Here is an 18,299-nt window from a genome sequence, read left to right on the forward strand (position 1 = left end):
CGTTCAATACGCTTTTATTCCACAGCACCCCATAATCAGGAAGGGAACAGTTATGAAGAAAGTCGTCTCCGCATTTCTTTTGGCCTGCACCGCAATTGCCGTGTCGACGGGCGTATCCATGGCCCAGGATGCGAAGCTCGCCCCGATCTCCGACTACGTGACAAGCGACGTAAAACCCTGGCTGAACGATCCGGTCGTCATCGAAGCGATCAAGGCGCAGAACGCCGCAAACGCCAATTTGGCCCAGGGCGATATCGACGCCCTCGATAAGAAGTGGCGCGCCGAAGTCGATGGCTCCGACCATTCGATGATCGACGGCGTGCTCGGCAATGCACTGTCGAAATTCCTTCAGGAAAAGAAGGCTGCGTCCAACGGCAAGATTGCCGAGATCTTCGTCATGGATGCAAAAGGGCTGAATGTCGGTCAAAGCGATCCCACGTCCGACTACTGGCAGGGTGACGAGGGCAAGTTCCAGAAGTCCTTCGGAGCCGGCAAGGACGCTGTTTTCGTCGATGATATCGAAAAGGACGAATCGACCCAGGCGCTGCAGTCGCAGGCAAGCGTCACGATTTCCGACGAAAAGGGAACGCCGATCGGCGCCATCACCGTCGGCGTGAACGTCGACGCCCTGTGATCTCAGCGCCTTCGTTTCGTTTGTTGTCTTAATACCGATGCATATCGCCCAGAAGCAGCGCGCTTTTGGGCGATCACTTTAAGCCTCCTGCTGCAATTGAGCCACGGCTGAGCGCCCGGCTTTTGCGCCGCAAATTCTGCGTGACAATGCGCGGCCGCGACGCTACATACGCCTGATGTCGACCACTTCGATCTACGCCTCGCGATTTTATTGGTACCGCTGCTCCCAGCGGACGCGGGTCCATGCGTAACTGAAATCGACGCAACGACAACCCGAACAGCCGCTAGTCTACCTGGCGGCTTTTTTGTTCCGCACGGTATGACCAAACAGGAGCCTTACCGTGTCTGATACCATTGATGATCTGCGAATCCTCGAGATCACCCCGCTGACCAAACCCGCCGATATGATCGCCGAAATCCACCGCAATGCCGCCGTCACCGCAACCGTGACCAGCAATCGTGATGCGATCCATAAGATTCTTCATGGCGAGGACGATCGCCTGATCGTCGTGATCGGCCCCTGCTCCATCCACGACCCGATTGCCGCCCGGGAATATGCAGCGCGGCTGGAGGAACAGCGACGGCGCTTCGCCGGCGATCTCGAGATCGTCATGCGCGTCTATTTCGAAAAACCCCGCACCACCGTCGGCTGGAAGGGCCTGATCAACGACCCGCATCTCGACGGCAGCTACCGCATCGAGGAAGGCTTGAGGATCGCCAGACGCCTGCTGCTCGATATCAATGCGACGGGGCTTCCCGCCGGCGCCGAATTCCTCGACACGATCACGCCGCAATACATTGCCGACCTGGTCAGCTGGGGTGCGATCGGCGCGCGCACGACCGAAAGCCAGATCCACCGTCAGCTTGCCTCCGGCCTTTCCTGCCCGATCGGTTTCAAGAACGGCACCGACGGCGGCGCACGTGTGGCGCTCGACGCCATCCTTGCCGCCTCGCAGCCGCATCACTTCCCGGCCGTCACCAAGGACGGACAGGCTGGCATCGCCTCGACGACCGGCAATGAGGACTGCCACATCATTCTGCGCGGCGGCAAACAGCCGAACTACGAAGCGGCCGATGTCGAAGCGGTCACGGCCGAGGCCGTCAAGCTCGGCCTGACCCCGCGCATCCTCATCGACGCCAGCCATGCCAATAGCGGCAAGGATCCGCTGAACCAGCCGCGCGTCGTCAGATCCGTGGCCGCGCAGATCGCCGCCGGAAACCGTCATATCAAGGGCATGATGATCGAGAGCAACCTCGTCGCCGGTCGCCAGGATCTCGTTCCCGGCAAACCGCTGGTCTACGGCCAGTCCATCACCGACGGCTGCATCGACTGGGACATGTCGTTAACGACGCTGGAAGACCTGGCGCAATCCGCCCGCGCGCGGCGCAAGGCCGCCGTCGCAGCCTGATAGACAGCATCAAGCGCGGCGGGCAGACACCCGCCGCCCAACAGGGCAGTGGGTGTCAACCAGGTTATCTCACGGCTACGCCTACCGGATACGGCTTCATAACTCACGCCCAGTCGATCGATCCAAGTTCCGATTTGAAAACTGCTACGAGCAACGTGGGGTTACCGCCACGCCACCATGGGCGGAGCCCGGGCCACCAGCACGCGGAATAGGAGCAGATTTAAAAGAGCTGCCGTGGATCCACTGAATCGGGCTCGTGTTCAGTCGCAACCCTGTAATATGTACGCATGTTGTCGCGCTCTTTTTCGTAAGTCCACTTCAAGCCCCATCTGCATTCGTCCGTCATGCACTCACGGCTCTTCGAGTCGAACATATCGAGTTGAAATGCCTCGCCGTTGATTTCGCCGGTGATCGAGCCGGTTTTCCCCTTATCCTTCGATATGAGTTCAAACGCCCCTGCTCGACCATCCAGACAGTAGATCTTCCCGCGATAGGTTCGCTCGCCGGTCTCCAGCTTCCAGAAATTTGTCTTCACCTGCGATACGCTGTAGCGACCCTTGCATTGTTGCCTTTCGGCCGAGCCGATCTCAATCGTTCCCCCCCATCTGCTCACTCTCGTTACTTGCGATCACCGTTCCAAGCACCGGAGCACCCGTTGCGAGGTAGCTTCCCTCGACACCACGGACAAAAAGATATGAACATCCTGCGAGCGTGAAACCCGCTGCCACCACGGAGCCGGCGATCGTGAAACCACGCAGCGCCCACGCGCATCTCAAGACAGCCACCAAGTCTATACCTCCAGGTTCATCGTTCGAGTAGGCGACCTCTCGATGTCATCAGATACCCACCACCCCATCAAAAAATGGCGGTGCGCCGCTCTAAAGAGCTCACCGGGAAATAGCGCACATAGGCGAACTCTTCGCCATTAGGAGACCAGCAGGGCACATTGATCGTGCCCTGCCCGCCGAAGAGTTCGAACAGCGTCTTCAGATTGCCGCCATCCATATCCATCAGCCGCAGCCGCACGTCGAGGTCGCGCGGATGGTCGAAAACCGAAGGGTCATAGGACAGGATCAGCACCTTGTCATTCCTGGGCGACGGATGGGCGAACCAGTTGCCCTGATTGTCCGACGTCACCTGCTCCAGCCCGGTGCCGTCCGGGTGGATGCGCCAGATCTGCATCAGCCCGGTGCGGCTGGAGTTGAAGTAGATCCATTGCCCGTCGGCGGAATAATCCGGCCCGTCATTGCGGCCCTCGCCATGCGTCAGCCGCGTCTCGGCGCCGCCGTCGACCGAGATCGTATAAATGTCGAAGAGGTCGTCGCGGATGCCGCAATAGGCGAGTTCGCGGCCATCAGGCGACCAGCCGTGCCAATAGGACGGTGCGTTCTGGGTGACGAGCCGCGGCGCGCCGCCCTCGATCGGCAGGATATAGATCGTCGACTTGCCGAATTCGGTCTTGTCGGAGATGACGATCTCAGTGCCGTCAGGCGAAATACCGTGATCATTGTTGCAGTTGACGGCAAAGCCGGTATCGACCGTGACCACCTCGCCGCCATCGAGCGGCAGCCGGTAGAGCAGCCCATCGCCGTTCAAAAGCAGGGTGGAACCGTCCGGCGCAAAGTTCGGCGCCTCCACCAGCTTATCCGTCTGCCAGACCTCGCGAGCCCTGCCCGTCCTGACATTGTAGATCTCGACCGAGCTGCGCATGTTTCCTCCCCCGCATTTCTATAACAACAGCGTCAACAATCTCGATCGCGCTAGCGGTCCCGGAACCGGTTGGTGATGGGATAACGCCGGTCGCGCCCGAAATTCTTCTTGGTGATCTTCACGCCCGGCGCCGATTGCCGGCGCTTGTATTCGGCGAGATAGAGCAGGTGCTCGATGCGATGGACGGTCGCCACGTCATGGCCGCGCGCGACAATCTCTTCGACCGCCATTTCCTTCTCCACCAGGCATTCGAGAATATCGTCGAGGGCGGGATAAGGCGGCAGCGAATCCTGGTCCTTCTGGTCGGGACGCAGTTCGGCCGAGGGCGCCTTGTCGATGATATTTTTCGGGATCACCTCGCCTGACGGCCCCAGCGCACCCGGCGGCACGTTCTCGTTGCGCCAGCGCGCCAGCGCATAGACCTGCATCTTGTAGAGGTCCTTGATGGGATTGAAGCCGCCGTTCATGTCGCCGTAGAGTGTGGCGTAGCCGACCGACATTTCCGACTTATTGCCAGTCGTCACCACCATTGAGCCGAACTTGTTGGAGATCGCCATCAGGATGACGCCGCGCGCCCGGCTCTGCAGGTTTTCCTCGGTGATGCCGCTGCCCGTTCCAGCGAAGAGATCGGACAGCGCAGTGTTGAAGCCAGTCACCGGTTGCTCGATCGGCACGATATCGTAGCGGCAGCCGAGTGCCTTGGCGCAATCGGCCGCATCCTTCAAAGAATCGTCCGATGTGTAGCGGTAGGGCAGCATGACGGTGCGCACCCGCTCCTCACCCAGCGCATCGACGGCGATTGCCGTGCAGATCGCCGAGTCGATGCCGCCGGAAAGGCCGAGCACCACCGTCTTAAAGCCGTTCTTGTTGACGTAGTCGCGAAAGCCGAGCAGGCAGGCGCGGTAATCGGCTTCCTCGCCTTCGGGAATATGCGCCATCGGCCCTTCGGCGCAGTGCCAGCCGGACCCGCCGCGCTTCCACGTCGTCACCGCCAGCGCCGTCTCGAACTGGCTCATCTGGAAGGCGAGCGATTTGTCGGCGTTGAAAGCGAAGCTCGCACCGTCAAACACCAGTTCGTCCTGGCCGCCGAGCTGCGCGGCATAGACCAGCGGCAGGCCGGTCTCGATCACCTGCTTCAGCACCACCTGTTGGCGGATATCGACCTTGCCGCGATAATAGGGCGAGCCGTTCGGCGACAGTAGAATCTCGGCCCCGCTTTCGGCCAGCGTCTCGCAGACGCCAAGATCGCCCCAGATGTCTTCGCAGATCGGAATGCCGATGCGCACGCCGCGGAAATTCACCGGACCCGGCATAGAGCCCTGGTCGAAGACCCGCTTCTCGTCGAATTCGCCATAGTTCGGCAGATCGATCTTGTCGCGCACCGCAATCACCTTGCCGCCGTCGAGCACGGCGACGGAATTGTAGCGCCCCGTCTCGTCCTGCCGGGGGAAACCGATGACGACACCTGGCCCGCCATCGGCGGTATCGGCAGCCAAGCTCTCGACGGCCTTCCAGCAGGCGCGGATGAAGGCCGGCTTCAGCACCAGATCCTCAGGTGGATAACCGGAAATGAAAAGTTCGGTCAGAACGAGCAGATGCGCGCCTTCGCGAGCCGCATCGCCGCGCGCTTCGCGTGCCTTGGCGAGATTTCCGGCGACATCGCCGACCGTTGGGTTGAGCTGCCCGATGGCAATGCGGAAGATATCAGAAAGAGCGTTTTCCTGTGTCATGTCATTTATTTAGCCTGCGGCTTCCACGACCGCAACATGTCCGCGACAAAACCGGCGCCCGGCAATGACGAAATTTTTATGAACGGGTCGCGCATGGTTGCGCGCGGCACCGATACACATTGCAATTTGCCGGCGGACCGGAATACTGGCGCGCAAATCAACAGCGTCGATAACAGGCACCGGAAACAGGCCATGTCTAATCTTTCGAACTTCATGCACCATCATTTCGACAAGCCGGCCGACGAACTCGGCGATATCGAAAAACGCGTGCTGGCGAAGGCGCACGAGCGCAAGGTCATCTCGACCGATGTCAACGCCGCTCTTTCCGCCGAGGCCTCGTTCGGGGAGCGTGTCGCCGACGGCATCGCGCGCATCGGCGGTTCCTGGTCCTTCATCATCGGCTTCTTCGTTTTCCTCGTCGCCTGGACGGTGATCAACACCATCATTCTGGTGAGCGGCGCCTTCGACCCCTATCCCTTCGTCTTCCTGAACCTGATCCTGTCGATGCTCGCCGCCATCCAGGCGCCGATCATCATGATGTCGCAGAACCGCCAGGCCGAGCGCGACCGTTTCGAGGCCGCGAAGGATTACGAAGTCAATCTCAAGGCCGAACTCGAAGTGCTCTCCCTGCATCAGAAGATCGATATGCGCGTGCTGACCGAGTTGACGGCGCTGCGCGAGGACGTGGCCCGCCTCACCGCCGAGCTTTCCGCCAAGGGCTAAACGGGGTTCACCGCATATTGCGGCAGGCCATCCGATATCTCGTAGAAATCGCCCTTGTCGGCGCAATAGATGTGATGGCCGAAGGCCAGGCCGCTCGGCTCGTCGAAGGCCCCGGCCAAAACCGAAATCTCCAGCGATTGGTCGCCCTGCCAGAACAGCGCGGAACCGCAAGTCGAGCAGAAGCCGCGCTGCGCCTGTTCGCTCGACCGGTACCAGCGGACCGCTTCCGTGTCTTCCACCGAAAGAGCCGAGCGCGGCACGTTGACGGCCGCATAGTAAAACCCCGTCTGCCGGCGGCATTGCGAGCAATGGCAGCCGACGACGGGTCCGGGTTTTGTCCCAATTGAAAATCGCACTGCGCCGCAAAGACAGCCGCCGGTATGCCGTTCGGTCATGATTATCCCCTGTTCCTGAAGGCAGGTTGCCGCCGATCTTGTCCGGCGTCAAATCCGGTTTTCTGAATGAGCCATCAGCAATCTTGAAAGCCGCCCGGCCTTGCACATGCCACCTCGAGACGTTGATGCCGAACGGGAATCGACTTCCGCTCATGCGTGTATTCATCGATGCAGCGGCGGAACCCATCAATGGTTGTATCTTAAGGTATTTTCCGGCAAAAATGGCAATATTTCTTACCAATCCGCACATCTCAACAAGGTTAGACACACTCTCTACGTTTATTAGATAAGCCAAAATTAAGACTTGCTGATCTACATTCTCAACCGTTGATCGAATCTGCCGGATAGGCTGCGAGGTGAAGGATGGCCATTTTCCAACGTTTCCCTTCGAACGAACGCGGCGCCGCGGCAATCGAATTCGCCATCGTCGCGCCTCTCTTCCTCTTGGTGGTCCTGACGATGATCGCTTACGGCATCTATCTGAGCGCTGCCCATGCGGTGCAACAATTGACCGCGGATGCCGCGCGCACTGCCGTCGCCGGCATGACCAGCCAGGAGCGAACGCAATTGGTCGATGATTTCATCAGCCAGTCGACCATCGACCATCCGCTGATTGACAGGAACAAGCTGCACGTAACCGTCAAAACCGACCCCGGGAACGCCAACCAGTTCACCGTAACGGCGGAATACGACGCCAATAACCTGCCGATCTGGAACCTCTACACCTTTCCGCTGCCCGACCATGTGATCCGGCGATTTGCGACCATCCGGATGGGGGGGCTTTAAGATGCGCATAGTCAAGGCCCATCTCCAGCGCTTCGCCATCGACCTATCAGGCAATATCGCCATCATGGCAGCACTTTCGGCCCCGCTCATCCTTTATTCGCTCGGCCTCGGCGTCGATTACGGCATGATGACGCTGCAGCAGCGCCGCCTGCAGCAGCTGAGCGATATCGGCGCCATCGTCGCCGCCGCCGACATCAACCACGCCGCCGGCAACCTTGTCGCCAATTTCGACGAGAACGGCCTCAACATCGCCGTCCGCACCGACGCGGGTTATGCGACGAAAAACGGTTCGCTGCCGCTGACAGCCGATCTCGAGCAATTCGACGCCATTGCCGATTTCACCCCCGGCACCTATCTCGCCGATGCCTCGGTTCCGCTCGGCAGCCGTTTTGCCGCCGGCACCCAGCCCTATGACGCCGTCAAGGTCGGCATCACCCAGAAGGCGGAATTGACCTTCGCCACGGCCTTCGCTGCCGCTCCCAATCTCAGGGCGGTCGGCACTGCGTCGGCCTCCAAGCTTGCGGCTTTCTCGATCGGCTCACGACTGGCAAGCCTGAACGGCGGCGTGCTGAACACGCTGCTCGGCAGCCTGCTCGGCACCAACCTCTCGCTGAAGGTCGCTGATTATGAGGCGCTTACATCAGCCGATATCAAGCTGCTCCCCTTCCTCGACATGCTGGCGACCGATCTCAACCTCACCGCCGGCACCTATGACGAGGTGCTGGCGACCGACATCTCCTATCCTCGCCTGCTGAAAACGCTCGGCAAGACGGGCGGTCTCACGCCGACCGTCACCAGGGCGCTCGACGCGATCGAAAAGGCGCTCGGCACGTCACAGATCAAGGTCAGGCTGGAGGATCTCTTCGACCTCGGCCCGACCGGCGAGCGCGTCGTCGGCAGCGGCTCGAAACTCTCGGCCGAGGCGAGCGTGATGGATATCGTTTCAGCCGCCGCCATTGCGGCGAACCAGAAGAAGCAAGTCTCCGCCAATCTCAACGGCCCGGTGCCCGGGCTTGCCACGGTCAAACTGACGCTTGCGATCGGCGAGATGCCGAAGGGTGCCGCCTCAAATGGGATCGGCGCTGTCGGCGCCACCGTCCGCACGGCGCAGGTGCGCCTGGCGCTGGAAGTGTCGACGCTCGGCATCAATTCCATCGCCGGCCTGAAGGTGCGCGTACCGCTCTATCTTGAAGTCGCCCATGCCGAGGCCAGGCTTGCGAGCATCACCTGTCTCGGCAACGGCGCAAGGAACGCCAGCGTCGGCGTCGATGTTATGCCCGGCGTCGCGGAACTGTCGCTCGGCGACGTCGATCCCAACGCTCTCGTCAATTTCGGCAGCGCGCCGCGCGTTACCCGTGCCACGCTGATCGACGCTCCGCTGCTCGACGTCTCCGGCCTGGCACATGTCAATCTCACCAATCTCAGCAAAAGCAAGCTCACCTTCCAGCCGGCCGATATCGCGGCAAAGACCATCAAGAATGTCTCGACCAAGGATACGCTGACCTCGGCCATGGCATCGCTGGTCAAGGAGACAGATATCCAGGTCAGTATTCTCGGCCTCGGCATCGGCCTGTCGAAGACAGTGGTGCAGAGCGCCGTTGCCGATACGCTGTCGGCGCTGACCAAGCCGCTCGACGAGTTACTTTCCAATCTTCTGACGCTGCTTGGCATCAAGATCGGCGAAGCCGACGTGCGCGTCACCGATGTGCGCTGCCAGCAATCGGTTCTGGTGCAATGAATAAGCGTATCGCCCGTTTTTGGCCTAAAATTCCACCTTGAACCTGTTGCACGCCGACAACACCCGCCAGCCTCCTCCCATTGCGGCATTGAATCGACGGCTATTGTCGGCGATACTCAAGGTTCAATTTCATTCACTTCCCGGGAGACTGACATGAGAGCGACCCTGTCCAAACAGAAAGGAAACATGGCCCACAAGGACATTCTGCCTCATGAACATTCGCTTCCCCAGCGCGAGGAAAAGCTCGCGACGCCATAACGCCTTCCCGAAATTTTTCCTGATCGATCCCGCCGACCGCGGCCGACGTTGGTCGCGCATGCGAAAATTTCTCTCCTATTATCGCCCGCACCTGCCTTTGCTGCTGGCCGATCTGCTGTGCGCCATCCTCGTCGCCGGCACGGCGCTCGCCCTGCCGCTCTGCGCCAATGTCGTCACCAGCCGGCTTCTGGCTCTGCCCGACGCCCCGCAGGCCTTCGCTCAGATCCTCGGGATGGGCGGCGTCATGCTGGCCGTCCTGGTGGTCCAGATCGCCGCGATCTTCTTCGTCGATTATCGCGGCCATGTGATGGGCGCCCGCATCGAGGCGACGGTCCGGCAGGAACTCTTCGAGCACTGCCAGAAACTTTCGTTCAGCTTTTACGACCGCCAGCGCACCGGCCAGCTGATGAGCCGCATCACCAATGATTCTCTTTGGCTGGGCGAACTCTTTCACCACGGTCCCGAGGATCTCTCCATTGCCCTGCTGAAATTTGGCGGCGCCATGCTGGTGCTGTTCTACATCGATCCGCCATTGGCAGGCCTCATCCTGCTGCTCACCCCGGTGGCAGTGATCTATGCGCTCTATTTCAATCGGCGCATGAACCGCGCGCTCGAAGCCAGCAAGCACCAGATCGCCGCGGTCAACGAGCGCGTCGAGGATGCGCTGGCCGGCATCCGTGTCGTCCAGTCCTTCGCCAACGAGGCGCTGGAACGCGAGCGTTTCGCCGAGCAGAACCGGCGCTTCCTTGAAAGCCGTGCCGACGGCTACCGCAGCGAGGCGTGGTTTTCGGTCGGTACCGAAACCTTCGCCCAGCTCGTCACCATATTGGTGATCGTCGTCGGCGGCTTGCGTATCCTGGCAGCGGAATTGACCGTCCCGGATATGCTCACCTTCCTGCTCTGCGTTGCCGTGCTGGTCGATCCGGTGCAGCGGCTCGCCAATTTCGTGCGCCTCTGGCAGGAGGGCTATACCGGCTTCATCAGGGCCATGGAGATCCTGGAGACCGAGCCCGATATCACCGACCGGCCGGCCGCCCTTCCGATGCCGGCGCCAAGGGGCGAGATCAGTTTCTCCGACGTCGCCTTCGGCTACGAGGCCGATGGCCCGCGCGTGCTGGAGCGGCTGTCGCTCACCATCGCACCGGGCGAGTTCGTTGCCCTGGTCGGTCCGTCCGGCGTCGGCAAGAGCACGCTTTGTGCGCTCATACCGCGCTTTTACGATGTCGAGGCCGGGGCGATCCGCATCGACGGCACCGATATCCGCGACGTGACGCTGGCCTCGCTCCGGCGCCATGTCGGGGTGGTGCAGCAGGACGTCTATCTTTTTGCCGGCACCGTGGCGGAAAACCTGCGCTATGGCAGGCCCGATGCCGGCGATGCCGAGCTGGAAGCAGCCGCCCGCGCCGCCAATGCGCACGAATTCATCATGGCCCTGCCCCAGGGTTATGACACCGATATCGGCCAACGCGGCGTCAAGCTCTCGGGCGGCCAGCGTCAGCGCATCACCATCGCCCGGGCCTTCCTCAAAAATCCGGAGATCCTCATCTTCGACGAAGCAACCAGCGCGCTCGACAACGAGAGCGAACGGGCGGTGCAGCAGGCGTTGCTCAGCCTTGCAAATGGCCGAACCACCCTGGTCATCGCCCATCGTCTCTCGACCGTCCGCCATGCCGACCGCATCCTGGTGTTGACATCAGATGGCATCGTCGAACAGGGCACCCATGATGACTTGATGGCGCAAGACGGCGTCTATGCCAGCCTGCACAGCGTCCAGGCCAGCATCTGAGTGCTCGACAGTGGAGACGCAAGTGGGATTTAAAAGTCACAGAGCAGCCCGACTCGAGAGGTCGGGCGCAACCAGCCCCTCATCCGGCTGCCGCCACCTTCTCCCCGCTCGCGGGGCGAAGGGACCAAGCCGCAACCTCTCCGTCCCCGCAAAGCTCTCGCAGGGCACGTCCCCTCTCCCCGTTTTTTACGGGGAGAGGGTTAGGGTGAGGGGCAACTATCGGTACAGCCGGACGGCCATCGCAGAAGTCCAAGCGTCATGCCAGGTAGAGAATTAAGCCCAACAAACTGCCCGGCTCTTCTCATCCATATCAACCAGTCTCAGCCGTTGACGACCATGCGCTTCTCGTCGCGGCCGCCCTTCATGCGTTCGGCAAGCAGGAAGGCAAGCTCCAGCGCCTGGTCGGAATTGAGGCGCGGGTCGCAATGCGTGTGGTAGCGATCCTGCAGGTCGTCGGCGGTAACGGCGCGGGCGCCGCCAGTGCATTCCGTCACGTCCTTGCCGGTCATCTCGATATGGATGCCGCCTGGATGCGTGCCTTCGGCGCGATGGATCTGGAAGAAGCTTTCGACTTCCGACAGGATCCGCTCGAAGGGGCGGGTCTTATAGTTGTTGAGCGTGATCGTATTGCCGTGCATCGGGTCGCAGGACCAGACGACCTTGCGGCCTTCACGCTCGACGGCGCGAATAAGGCGCGGCAGGTTCTCGGCGACCTTCTCGTGGCCGAAGCGGCAGATCAGCGTCAGGCGCCCGGCTTCGTTGGCCGGGTTCAGGATGTCGATCAGTTGCAGCAGATCGTCGGCCTGCAGCGACGGGCCGCATTTCAGACCGATCGGGTTCTTGATGCCGCGGCAATATTCGACATGCGCATGGTCGACCTGGCGCGTGCGGTCGCCGATCCAGATCATGTGGCCCGATGTGGCGTACCAGTCGCCCGAGGTGGAATCGACACGGGTCAACGCTTCCTCGTAGCCGAGCAGCAGCGCCTCATGGCTGGTGAAGAAATCGGTCTCGCGCAACGCAGGCTGGTTTTCCGAAGTGATGCCGATCGCCGTCATGAAATCCATGGTTTCGCTGATACGGTCGGCAAGTTTGCGGTAGCGCTCGCCCTGCGGGCTGTCCTTGACGAAGCCGAGCATCCACTGATGGACGTTTTCGAGGTTGGCGTAACCGCCCATCGCGAAGGCGCGCAGAAGGTTCAGCGTCGCGGCCGACTGCCGGTAAGCCATGGCCTGGCGCTCCGGGTTCGGAATGCGCGACTCCTCGGTGAACTCGATGCCGTTGATGATGTCGCCGCGATAGGCCGGCAGAGTGACATCGCCCTGCTTCTCGACATTCGATGAACGCGGTTTGGCGAACTGGCCGGCGATGCGGCCGACCTTGACGACCGGCAACTGCGCGCCGAAAGTCAGCACGACCGCCATCTGCAGGAAAGCGCGGAAAAAGTCGCGAATATTGTCAGCGCCGTGTTCGGCAAAGCTCTCGGCGCAATCGCCGCCCTGCAGCAGGAAACCGTTGCCTTCGGCGACATTGGCGAGATGCTTCTTCAGGCGGCGCGCCTCACCGGCGAAGACGAGCGGCGGATAGCTGGCGAGCGTGGCTTCCGTTGCCGCCAAAGCGGCTGCGTCGGGATATTCGGGAACCTGCAGGATCGGTTTTTGCCGCCAGCTGCTCGGGGTCCAATTTTCTGCCATCTCACTCACCTCACTCGCACCCGTCGCCAGGATGCCCGTATCCTTGATTGCGGCGGCTTATAGCCCTTTAGATCGGGCTTGCAAAGGCCAATCACCCGAAGCTCGGTGTCGCGCCGTCGCCGTAAGTGGAAGCTCGCATATAGGTGGTAAAAACCCACCATTCCATCGTTAAACCAGCATATACCATGTCAATTTCCCGATATTTTAGACTTCCAATGTAAAACCGCAGATGGTTTCAACATTGGGGACATGGCATGGCGATCCTTCCGCTCGGCTTCATATCGGATCGTTCGGGCAATTTCGGCATCATGACGGCGTTGCTGATGGTGCCGCTCCTCGGCACCGCGGGCCTGGCGGTGGATTTTGCCCACGCGCTCAGTCTGAGGACGCAGCTTTACGCGGCAGCCGATGCCGCCGCCGTCGGTTCGATTGCCGAGAAATCCGGCGCGGTGGCAGCCGCGATGACGATGAGCGGCAACGGCACAATCTCGCTCGGCAAGACCGATGCCCGCAGCATCTTCATGTCTCAGATGTCCGGGGAACTGGCCGACGTTCAGGTCGATCTCGGCATCGACGTCACCAAAGCCGCTAACAAATTGAACTCGCAAGTGTCTTTCAGCGCGACCGTGCCTACGACCTTTATGCGTGTTCTGGGGAAGGATTCGATCACGATCTCGGGCACGGCGACGGCCGAATATCTGACCGCCTCCTTCATGGATTTCTACATCCTGCTCGACAACACTCCTTCGATGGGCGTCGGCGCCACCGCGACCGATGTCGCGACGATGGAGAAGAACACCAGCGATACCTGCGCTTTCGCGTGCCACGAAACCCAGAACAACAACAATTACTACAATCTCGCCAAAAGGCTCGGTGTCAGCATGCGCATCGATGTCGTGCGCCAGGCGACCAAGGAGTTGACGCTGACCGCGAAGTCCACACGTGTTTCCGACAATCAGTTCCGCATGGGCGTCTATACCTTCGGCACCAAGGCCGAGGATGCCAATCTGACCACCATATCCGACCCGACGACAGATCTCGACAAGGTGCGCAGCTACACCGACGCCGTCGACCTGATGACCATCCCGTATCAGGGTTATAACAACGACCAGCAGACGAGCTTCGACAGCGCGCTGACGCAGATGAAAACCATCATCACCACCCCCGGCGACGGCAGCACCGCTACCACGCCGCAGAAGATCCTGTTCTTCGTCTCGGACGGCGTCGGCGACAGTGCAAAACCGAGAGGTTGCACCAAGAAACTGACCGGCGACCGCTGCCAGGAGCCGATCGACACTTCTTTCTGCCAGCCGTTGAAGGATAAGGGCATCAGGATCGCGGTGCTCTACACCACTTATCTGCCGCTGCCGAAAAACAACTGGTACAATACGTGGATTAAGCCCTTCCAGAGCGAAATCCCGACGAAAATGCAGGCATGCGCCTCGCCCGGCCTCTATTTCGAGGTGACGCCGACCGACGGTATCGCCGATGCGATGAAGGCGCTCTTCCTCAAGGTCATCCGCGCGCCGCGCATCACCAGCTGAGGACGTCGCTGCTTAAATTCTTTTGCCGTCTTGGATCCGATAGCTTGGCGCGTACATGGTGACAAGCTCCTCGGCCGCCGTCGGATGCAGCGCCATCGTCCGGTCGAAATCGTCCTTGGTGCAGCCGGCCTTGAGCGTGATGCCGAGCAGCTGTGCCATCTCGCCGGCATCGTGGCCAAGGATATGGGCGCCTACCACCTTGCGGCTCGCAGCATCGACGATCAGCTTCATGATCATCCGCTCGCCCCGGCCGGACAGCGTCGCCTTCAGCGGCCGGAACTGGGCGCGGTAGACTTCGAGCTCGCCGTAACGCTTGCCCGCCTCCTCTTCCGACAGCCCGACGGTGCCGATCTCCGGCTGCGAGAAGACGGCGGTCGGGATCAGCTCGTAATCCGGCCGGGTCGGATTGTTCTTATATTCGGTCTCGATGAAGCACATCGCCTCGTGGATCGCCACCGGGGTCAGCTGTACCCGGTCGGTGACATCGCCGAGCGCGTAGATGTTTTCGACATTGGTGCGGGAATAATCGTCGACGATAACGGCGCCACGCTCATCGACAGCGACGCCAGCAGCCTCGAGGCCGAGACCTTCGGTGTTCGGGTCGCGCCCAAGCGCCAGCATGACAACGCTGGCCTGCAGCGTGCCGCTGTTCAGCGTTTCCAGAATGAGCCCGCCCTCGGCCTTCGAAACCTTCTGCAGCGTGTCATGGCAGAGGATGCGGATACCCTTGGCGACCATCGCCTCGTGCAGCCCGCGCCTCAGATCTGCATCGAAGCGCGACAGAATCTCGGCGCCGCGATAGATCAGCGTCGTCTCGACGCCGAGACCATGGAAGATATTGGCGAACTCGACGGCGATATAGCCGCCGCCTGCAATCACGATCGATTTCGGCAGCTCTTCGAGATGAAAGGCCTCGTTGGAGGAAATGCACAATTCATGGCCGGGAAGGGCTGCATGCGGGTTCGGCCGTCCGCCGGTGGCGATCACGATCGTCTTTGCCGTCACCGTTTGACCCGTCTTCATCAGCCGCACCGTATGAGCATCGACCAGTTCGGCGCGCGTTTCGAGGATCTCGGCATTGGCGCCGGCGAGCCCCTTCTTATAGAGGCCTTCCAGCCGGGCGATCTCGGCATCCTTGGCGGCGACCAGCTTCTTCCAGTCAAAGCTGCTTTCGCCGACCGTCCAGCCGAAACCCGCCGCATCCTCGAAATGCTCGTGGAACTGCGAGGCATAGACGAAGAGCTTCTTCGGCACGCAACCGCGGATGACGCATGTGCCGCCATAACGGTACTCCTCGGCGATCGCCACCTTTTTGCCGAGCGAGGCGGCGACGCGCGCACCACGCACGCCTCCGGAACCGCCGCCGATGACGAAGAGGTCGTAGTCGTAGGAAGACATGAGGAGCTCCGGAAGGGAATCGCAGGAAGGATGTTGCTGATATAGGGGCGATCGCCCTGAAAACAAAAGCCCGCTCTTGCTTCATCTCGTTCAGATCGTCAAATCTTCATCGCAAATGGTTGACCCCGGTCGACCCTCTGCAGTTGCCCCCGGGTCGCCCCTCTGCAGTTCACCGGTCGCGGTTTGGGGTTGACCCGGTCAATCGGGGCTGGCAGGGCAATCCGGGGACGGAAAACGATGCCGGAGCAAAAGATGGATCAAACTCTCTTCGCCAATCTGTGCAAGGCTGGCAAATTCAAGGAAGCGCTCGGCCTCGCGACTGACGGTCACGAGGACGAAAAATACACGCCGAGCCGCTTCTCGATCGACAAGAAGACGAGACTGCCGATCTTCTATCGCGGCAACAAGCGCGTGGAGCCGGATGAGGATGGTGTGTGGCAACTTGCAAAGAACCCGAACGCCTGATGCAGGTCATCCGGAATTGTGCAGCGGTCCCATGGGAACGTCATGCATAAAAGCAAAGAGCTAGCCCCGCCGCATGTTCGATGCATAGTGATTGCTGCTGTCAGCGGGTGATGCCGAAATCCGTCGGCATTTTCTCAAGCTGGGCTGCTTCCGTCTCGACGCCCGCAACCGACGACCCCGCAGGCCCGCGGCTGAAACGTTCGATCATTGTCGAGATGGCGGTATCGGGTCCTGCGATCAAAGCGACGACGGCCCCGTCCCTTTCATTGCGAACCCAGCCCGTCAAACCGAGCCGCAAAGCCTCATCGCGCGTCCACATGCGAAAGCCGACACCCTGGACCTTGCCTGATATCCGCACTCGGACAGCGTTGTAACGATCGGGCATATCTGTAGTCACCTGAAGCTCGCCGGCGGCATTTGCCACATCATAACGAAAAAGCCCGGACGATGCCGGGCTTTCGCAATTTAATGTGCAGGCCTTACTGCTGGGTAGCCGGAGCGGGAGCGGCAGCCGGAGCGACCGGGCTCTCGGTTGCCGGCGGCGGCGCTTTGATGACCTTGGAAAGCTCGGCATTGCTCTGCTTTTCCAGGTCGCGGGAAATGCCCTGCGCCCAGATGTCGGCAGCCTTCGCCGTCTCGCGCGAGGCGACCGGGCCGTCGCGCAGCAGCTTCTTGCCGACGTCGGAATTATAGAAGTCGGCGATCGCCTTGAGTTCCGCGGCGGTGAAGGTCTTGGCATAGGTAAGTGCCGCCTCCTTCTCCAGATCGCCGCGGCGAGCCGCCAGCGCCAACGCCTGCGCGTCGACCGTCGACGAAATGATGTCCTGGTAGTTCGGCGAATCCTGGATCAGGCCGGCCTTCAGGCGCTCGGCAAGGCCGGGCAGGATGTTGTCGAACTGGGCAGTGGCGCCGATGGCGTCGATCGCGGCGCGAGACGCCTTCAGCTGCTCCTCGGAAACCTCCTGCGCCTTGACGGCGGAGCCGAAGGCAAGCCCGGAAAGAACGACGGTCGCAGCGGCAAAACGGCCAAGACCTGCAATGTTCATCATGAGTGTATGCTCCTGTTATCTGTTTGCCTGCAGCGTGCGCGCACCCGCAGGACCGGCAATGATCGCAAGTGCCGCCATATTGATAAAGAGCCCGTGTTCGACGACGCCGGGTATGGAATTCAGCTCGCTCGAAAGCGCCTCTGCATCAGGAATGCGGCCAAAAGATGCATCGATAATGTGATGACCGCCATCCGTGGTAAACTCTCCGTCACCGGATTGGCGCAGGCTGAGTTCGCCGGAAAGGCCGAGCCGGGCCGCGACCTTTTCGATCGCGATCCGTGTCGAGACCAGCCCGAACGGATTGACCTCGATTGGCAGCGCGTAGGCGCCGAGCATGTCGACCAGCTTGGTCTCGTCGGCAATGACGATCATTCGTTCGGAGGCGGCCGCGACGATCTTTTCGCGCAGCAGCGCGCCGCCGCCGCCCTTGATCAGCCGGAGCGCTGCATCGACCTCGTCAGCCCCATCGATCGTCAGATCGAGTGCCGGCAGTTCATCGAGAGACTTCAGTGGTACGCCGAGTTCGACGCAAAGCCGCGCCGTCCGTTCAGACGTCGGAACGCCTTCGACCCTGAAGCCGCCCGCGACCTTCTCCGCCAGCAGACGAACGAATTCTTCCGCCGTACTGCCGGTGCCGATGCCGAGACGCATCCCGCTTTCGACATGGGCGAGTGCGGCCGCGGCGGCCTTGATCTTCATTTCGCGGGCATCCATGCGCCGCCAGCTCCGATTATTGCGTTGGATGTGCTGTTTACACGGCTCGCCTGGCAAACGAAAGTCAAAATCATCACGGAAAATGAAAAGCCGAAACAAATGCCTGCGGCCTTCCCGGCCAGCATCCCGACGTTGCTTTCCGCTGCCTGATCGCCTACCTCAGAGGCGATCCATCGTCCTCAGGGGCGATCCATCGTCCCCCGGGACGATCCGTCATTCCGGAGACGATCTATCGTTCCCGGAGGCGGTTCGTCACCTCAAAGGACG

Annotated in this window: 17 protein-coding genes and 1 pseudogene; 9 read left to right on the forward strand and 9 right to left on the reverse strand. The window is 61.0% G+C overall.

Annotation, left to right across the window (positions count from 1 at the left end):
* The first annotated feature begins 52 nt into the window (after window positions 1-52).
* Window positions 53-634 carry a hypothetical protein gene (locus tag RCCGE510_RS09585; RefSeq protein WP_007629403.1) on the forward strand — a complete coding sequence of 194 codons (582 nt, stop codon included), beginning with the start codon at window positions 53-55 and terminating at the stop codon, window positions 632-634.
* A gap of 340 nt (window positions 635-974) precedes the next feature.
* On the forward strand, window positions 975-2,042 hold the full coding sequence (locus RCCGE510_RS09590) for a 3-deoxy-7-phosphoheptulonate synthase (RefSeq protein ID WP_007629407.1): 1,068 nt from the start codon (window positions 975-977) through the stop codon (window positions 2,040-2,042).
* A 220-nt stretch (window positions 2,043-2,262) separates the two neighbouring features.
* Here RCCGE510_RS09590 and RCCGE510_RS09595 read toward each other — a convergent pair.
* The 3 genes and pseudogenes from RCCGE510_RS09595 to RCCGE510_RS09605 all read right to left on the reverse strand — a co-directional run bounded on the left by RCCGE510_RS09595 (window position 2,263) and on the right by RCCGE510_RS09605 (window position 5,482).
* Window positions 2,263-2,830 (reverse strand): annotated as a pseudogene (locus RCCGE510_RS09595) (hypothetical protein).
* 67 nt (window positions 2,831-2,897) lie between these two features.
* Window positions 2,898-3,752 carry a TolB family protein gene (locus RCCGE510_RS09600; RefSeq protein WP_007629410.1) on the reverse strand — a complete coding sequence of 285 codons (855 nt, stop codon included), beginning with the start codon at window positions 3,750-3,752 and terminating at the stop codon, window positions 2,898-2,900.
* 50 nt (window positions 3,753-3,802) lie between these two features.
* Entirely contained in the window at window positions 3,803-5,482 is a 1,680-nt protein-coding gene (locus RCCGE510_RS09605) for an NAD+ synthase (protein WP_007629412.1), read from the reverse strand.
* A 192-nt stretch (window positions 5,483-5,674) separates the two neighbouring features.
* Here RCCGE510_RS09605 and RCCGE510_RS09610 point away from each other — a divergent pair, with 192 nt between their 5' ends.
* The gene (locus RCCGE510_RS09610; RefSeq protein WP_007629413.1) at window positions 5,675-6,205 is read left to right on the forward strand and encodes a DUF1003 domain-containing protein; all 531 of its coding nucleotides are present in this window, start codon (window positions 5,675-5,677) and stop codon (window positions 6,203-6,205) included.
* On the opposite strand, the gene RCCGE510_RS09615 is transcribed toward RCCGE510_RS09610, so the two are convergent.
* Window positions 6,202-6,600: a GFA family protein gene (locus tag RCCGE510_RS09615; RefSeq protein ID WP_007629414.1), complete on the reverse strand. Its 399-nt coding sequence runs from the start codon at window positions 6,598-6,600 to the stop codon at window positions 6,202-6,204. The two genes, RCCGE510_RS09610 and RCCGE510_RS09615, sit on opposite strands and share 4 nt — an antisense overlap.
* Window positions 6,601-6,963: 363 nt before the next feature.
* On the opposite strand from RCCGE510_RS09615, the gene RCCGE510_RS09620 reads away from it, so the two are divergent.
* From RCCGE510_RS09620 to RCCGE510_RS09630, 3 genes are all read left to right on the forward strand, one after another.
* Window positions 6,964-7,386, forward strand: coding sequence for a TadE/TadG family type IV pilus assembly protein (locus RCCGE510_RS09620; RefSeq protein WP_007629415.1), 423 nt, complete (start codon window positions 6,964-6,966; stop codon window positions 7,384-7,386).
* A gap of 1 nt (window position 7,387) precedes the next feature.
* Window positions 7,388-9,124: a pilus assembly protein TadG-related protein gene (locus tag RCCGE510_RS09625; RefSeq protein ID WP_007629416.1), complete on the forward strand. Its 1,737-nt coding sequence runs from the start codon at window positions 7,388-7,390 to the stop codon at window positions 9,122-9,124.
* Window positions 9,125-9,335: 211 nt separating this feature from the next.
* Window positions 9,336-11,168, forward strand: a complete 1,833-nt coding sequence (locus RCCGE510_RS09630; protein WP_007629417.1) for an ABC transporter ATP-binding protein — start codon at window positions 9,336-9,338, stop codon at window positions 11,166-11,168.
* A gap of 320 nt (window positions 11,169-11,488) precedes the next feature.
* On the opposite strand, the gene RCCGE510_RS09635 is transcribed toward RCCGE510_RS09630, so the two are convergent.
* Window positions 11,489-12,862 carry a 3-deoxy-7-phosphoheptulonate synthase class II gene (locus RCCGE510_RS09635; protein ID WP_007629419.1) on the reverse strand — a complete coding sequence of 458 codons (1,374 nt, stop codon included), beginning with the start codon at window positions 12,860-12,862 and terminating at the stop codon, window positions 11,489-11,491.
* A 254-nt stretch (window positions 12,863-13,116) separates the two neighbouring features.
* Between RCCGE510_RS09635 and RCCGE510_RS09640 the strand changes: the two genes are divergently transcribed.
* A complete protein-coding gene (locus RCCGE510_RS09640; RefSeq protein ID WP_007629421.1) occupies window positions 13,117-14,406 on the forward strand; it encodes a vWA domain-containing protein in 1,290 nt (429 codons plus the stop codon).
* A gap of 12 nt (window positions 14,407-14,418) precedes the next feature.
* Here the strand turns inward: RCCGE510_RS09640 and gor are convergent, their stop codons facing one another.
* Entirely contained in the window at window positions 14,419-15,804 is a 1,386-nt protein-coding gene (gene gor / locus RCCGE510_RS09645) for a glutathione-disulfide reductase (RefSeq protein WP_007629423.1), read from the reverse strand.
* 252 nt (window positions 15,805-16,056) lie between these two features.
* On the opposite strand from gor, the gene RCCGE510_RS09650 reads away from it, so the two are divergent.
* Window positions 16,057-16,269 (forward strand): hypothetical protein, encoded by a 213-nt coding sequence (locus tag RCCGE510_RS09650; protein ID WP_037078254.1) that lies wholly within the window; start codon window positions 16,057-16,059, stop codon window positions 16,267-16,269.
* A 100-nt stretch (window positions 16,270-16,369) separates the two neighbouring features.
* Here RCCGE510_RS09650 and RCCGE510_RS09655 read toward each other — a convergent pair whose 3' ends face one another.
* The 3 genes from RCCGE510_RS09655 to rpiA form a co-directional block, all read right to left on the reverse strand.
* On the reverse strand, window positions 16,370-16,654 hold the full coding sequence (locus tag RCCGE510_RS09655) for an acylphosphatase (RefSeq protein ID WP_007629425.1): 285 nt from the start codon (window positions 16,652-16,654) through the stop codon (window positions 16,370-16,372).
* 94 nt (window positions 16,655-16,748) lie between these two features.
* On the reverse strand, window positions 16,749-17,318 hold the full coding sequence (locus RCCGE510_RS09660) for a DUF2059 domain-containing protein (RefSeq protein ID WP_007629426.1): 570 nt from the start codon (window positions 17,316-17,318) through the stop codon (window positions 16,749-16,751).
* Window positions 17,319-17,333: 15 nt separating this feature from the next.
* Entirely contained in the window at window positions 17,334-18,032 is a 699-nt protein-coding gene (rpiA, locus tag RCCGE510_RS09665; RefSeq protein ID WP_007629427.1) for a ribose-5-phosphate isomerase RpiA, read from the reverse strand.
* Window positions 18,033-18,056: 24 nt separating this feature from the next.
* On the opposite strand from rpiA, the gene RCCGE510_RS35955 reads away from it, so the two are divergent.
* Entirely contained in the window at window positions 18,057-18,182 is a 126-nt protein-coding gene (locus RCCGE510_RS35955) for a hypothetical protein (protein ID WP_276310630.1), read from the forward strand.
* Window positions 18,183-18,299 lie beyond the last annotated feature (117 nt).

Source organism: Rhizobium sp. CCGE 510 (assembly GCF_000292525.1).
GTDB lineage: Bacteria > Pseudomonadota > Alphaproteobacteria > Rhizobiales > Rhizobiaceae > Rhizobium.

Coding starts and splice junctions, on each gene's coding strand:
- RCCGE510_RS09585 (WP_007629403.1), top strand. CDS start 53: ATGAAGAAAGTCGTCTCCGCATTTCTTTTGGCCTGCACCGCAATTGCC.
- RCCGE510_RS09600 (WP_007629410.1), bottom strand. CDS start 3,752: ATGCGCAGCTCGGTCGAGATCTACAATGTCAGGACGGGCAGGGCTCGC.
- RCCGE510_RS09605 (WP_007629412.1), bottom strand. CDS start 5,482: ATGACACAGGAAAACGCTCTTTCTGATATCTTCCGCATTGCCATCGGG.
- RCCGE510_RS09610 (WP_007629413.1), top strand. CDS start 5,675: ATGTCTAATCTTTCGAACTTCATGCACCATCATTTCGACAAGCCGGCC.
- RCCGE510_RS09615 (WP_007629414.1), bottom strand. CDS start 6,600: ATGACCGAACGGCATACCGGCGGCTGTCTTTGCGGCGCAGTGCGATTT.
- RCCGE510_RS09620 (WP_007629415.1), top strand. CDS start 6,964: ATGGCCATTTTCCAACGTTTCCCTTCGAACGAACGCGGCGCCGCGGCA.
- RCCGE510_RS09625 (WP_007629416.1), top strand. CDS start 7,388: ATGCGCATAGTCAAGGCCCATCTCCAGCGCTTCGCCATCGACCTATCA.
- RCCGE510_RS09630 (WP_007629417.1), top strand. CDS start 9,336: ATGAACATTCGCTTCCCCAGCGCGAGGAAAAGCTCGCGACGCCATAAC.
- RCCGE510_RS09635 (WP_007629419.1), bottom strand. CDS start 12,862: ATGGCAGAAAATTGGACCCCGAGCAGCTGGCGGCAAAAACCGATCCTG.
- RCCGE510_RS09640 (WP_007629421.1), top strand. CDS start 13,117: ATGGCGATCCTTCCGCTCGGCTTCATATCGGATCGTTCGGGCAATTTC.
- gor (WP_007629423.1), bottom strand. CDS start 15,804: ATGTCTTCCTACGACTACGACCTCTTCGTCATCGGCGGCGGTTCCGGA.
- RCCGE510_RS09650 (WP_037078254.1), top strand. CDS start 16,057: ATGGATCAAACTCTCTTCGCCAATCTGTGCAAGGCTGGCAAATTCAAG.
- RCCGE510_RS09655 (WP_007629425.1), bottom strand. CDS start 16,654: ATGCCCGATCGTTACAACGCTGTCCGAGTGCGGATATCAGGCAAGGTC.
- RCCGE510_RS09660 (WP_007629426.1), bottom strand. CDS start 17,318: ATGATGAACATTGCAGGTCTTGGCCGTTTTGCCGCTGCGACCGTCGTT.
- rpiA (WP_007629427.1), bottom strand. CDS start 18,032: ATGGATGCCCGCGAAATGAAGATCAAGGCCGCCGCGGCCGCACTCGCC.